This window comes from Actinospica acidithermotolerans (assembly GCF_018139625.1).
GTDB lineage: Bacteria > Actinomycetota > Actinomycetes > Streptomycetales > Catenulisporaceae > Actinospica > Actinospica acidithermotolerans.
Window position 1 is genome coordinate 1 of sequence record NZ_JAGSOH010000250.1, and the last position, 2,635, is coordinate 2,635.

Annotated in this window: 2 protein-coding genes; both read right to left on the bottom strand. The window is 71.8% G+C overall.

What is annotated here, in order from left to right; all coding sequences use genetic code 11:
- Positions 1–1,410 (bottom strand): allophanate hydrolase (gene atzF, locus KDK95_RS34385; protein ID WP_212522549.1); only part of this gene is annotated, 1,410 nt, incomplete at its 3' end.
- Positions 1,411–1,534: 124 nt separating this feature from the next.
- A partial coding sequence (locus KDK95_RS34390; RefSeq protein WP_212522550.1) for a 5-oxoprolinase subunit B family protein occupies positions 1,535–2,635 on the bottom strand: 1,101 nt, incomplete at its 5' end.

The following is a 2,635-nucleotide window of genomic DNA, read 5'->3' on the forward strand; positions in this document are numbered from 1 at the left end:
GGCGGGGGCTGTGCGGGTGCGGCGGGAGAGCGTGGCGCCGAGTTCGCGGAGCTGGCCGTTGAGCGGGAGGCCGGATAGGTGGGCGCCGACTACGGCCAGTTGGGACCAGCCGGGGCGCAGGGCGGTCTGGTCGGCGGGTTCCTCGGCTTTTTCGCCGGTCCACGTGGCGGCCAGGTCCAGGAGGCGATCGTCGGCGAAGGCGGGGGCGATCAGCTGGACTGCGAACGGGAGGCCGTCAGTGCGGCGTCCGGCGGGGACCGAGATGGCGCACAGGTCGAGCAGGTTAACGAAGTTCGTGTACGTGCCGAGACGGGAGTTGACGCCCACGGGGTCGGCTGCGACCTGGGCCAGCGTCGGGTGGCATGGCGTGACCGGGAGCAGAAGCGCGTCGGCTACGTCCCAGGTGGGCTCGGTGAGGCGACGTAGGCGGGCCAGCTCGTCGAAGCCTGCGAATGTGTCGGCGCCGGTGATGGCGCCGGCGCCGCTGAGTACGCGGCGTACGGCCGGGTCCAGGTCGGGGTGGTCGAGGCCGTCCGTGCCGAGGATGGAGGCGATGGCGTTCCAGCGCTCAGCGAGCCAGGGGCCCTGGTAGAGCAGGCGGGCGGCGGCGAGGAACGGCTCGATGTCGATTTCGACGACGTATTCGGCGATCTCGCGCGCGTGGTCGAGTGCTGCGTTCCAAGCGGTTCGGTGTTCGGGCTCTAGGTCGAGGGCGACGTCGCGGGCAGGGATTGCGATGACGCGCGGCACGGCGGCCAGGTGCGGGCGGTGTGCGGGCATCGGGCGTGCGTAGGGGTCAGTGGGGTCGAAGGTCGCGAGCGCGGTGAAGGCGGCGCGGGCTTCGTGGACCGTGCGGGTGAAGATGCTGACGCAGTCCAGGGACCGGCAGGCGGGCAGTACGCCGGAGGTGGAGATGAGTCCGCGGGTGGGCTTCAGGCCGACGATGTCGTTGAAGGCCGCGGGTACCCGGCCGGAGCCCGCGGTGTCGGTGCCGAGCGCGAGATCGACTTGTCCGGTGGCGACGGCCACTGCGCTGCCTGAGCTACTGCCGCCGGACACGTACTGCGGATGGCCTACCGCGTGGCAGGCGCCGAAGGGGCTACGCGTGCCGACAAGTCCGGTCGCGAACTGGTCGAGGTTCGTCTTGCCGACCGGAACGGCACCCGCTCGGACCAGTTGTCGTACCGCGAAGGCGGAGGATTCGGCGGGCTGGCCGGCGCGTACCGGGAACGCGGCGGTGGACGGGATTCCGGCGATGTCGATGTTGTCCTTGGCGGCGAAGCGGACGCCGGACAGCGGGCCGCCGTCCACACCATCCTCGGAACCCAGTTCGGTGGCGACGATGCGGGCGGATTCCTCGTCGGTGAAGCGGCGGATCCACTCCGGGGCGGCGGCGGGCTCGGGCGTCATGATTCCGGACTCCTGGTCATGATTTCGGGCTCCTGTCGGTCTTTGCGGCCGCATTCCGGACTCCTACTCCTGGTCATGATTTCGGACTCCTGTCGGTCTTTGCGGCCGCATTCCGGACTCCTGGTCATGATTTCGGGCTCCTGTCGGTCTTTGCGGCCGCGGCTTCGGCCCAGCGGGCGCGTTCGGCGGCGAAGGCGGCTTCGCGGCGGCGGGTGAAATCGACCGTCTCCGCGGGCAGCGGGGTCTCCGGGCCGGGCAGTGCGCCGAGGTCGAGGGTGGTCGGGCGCATGTGCAGGCCGACGCTGCCGTCTGCGATGCCGGCGCGAAGTTCCATCAGCTCGTCGTGGCCGACCGGCTCGAAGCGCAGCAGGTCGAAGGTGCGCAGCAGCCACGGGTCGGCGGGCGCGGACTGCGTGCTGTCGGGCGGCGGCTTGCGCCAGACGGGGACCGTGCGGCCGACGAGTTGGTAGCCGCCGGGGCCCTCCATCCCGTAGACGCACAGGTACGCGCCGCCGATGCCAACCGCGTTTTCCGGGGTCCAGGTGCGCGGCGGGTCGTACTTCGTGGTCACCAGGCGGTGGGCCGGATCGAGCGGCACGGCGACCGGAGCGCCGAGGTAGACGTCGCCGAGGCCGATGACCAGGTACGTCGCCTTCTGCACGATCTCGAAGACCTCGTCGCGTGAGCCGAGGCCGTTGACGCGGCGGATGAACTCGACGTTGTCCGGGCACCACGGCGCGTCCGGCCGCACGCCGCGCTGGTAGCGGCGCATCGCCTCGTGCGCGTCGGGGTCGTCGAAGCAGATCGGCATGGTCACCTCGCGCACCGGAAGCTCGACGCCCGCGGGATCGGGCGTCGCCAGCCACGCGTCGCCGATCTGCTCGGCGAGGCGGTGGGGGTCGATGCGGGACGGGTCGAAGCCGAGGAGCAGGGATCTGACGCCCTCGACGTTCTCCGGCACGCCGGCGGACGGCGCGAGCAGGCCGCGCGCGGTGAGCTCGCGGTGGAGGAGGTGGATGCGGGCGCGGACGGTGAGGTCCAGGCGGGCGGGGCCCGCTTCGATCAGGAGGTGGTGGTCGCCGCTGAACCGGGCGGTGAGCCCGGGGCGGGAAGCGGTGGCGGGGACGGTGAGCAGGGCGTCCGGGCGATCCCAGGTCGTGGTGGCGGTCGTGGTCGCGGTCGTGGTGGCGGGGACGGTGAGCAGGGCGTCTGGGCGATCCCAGGT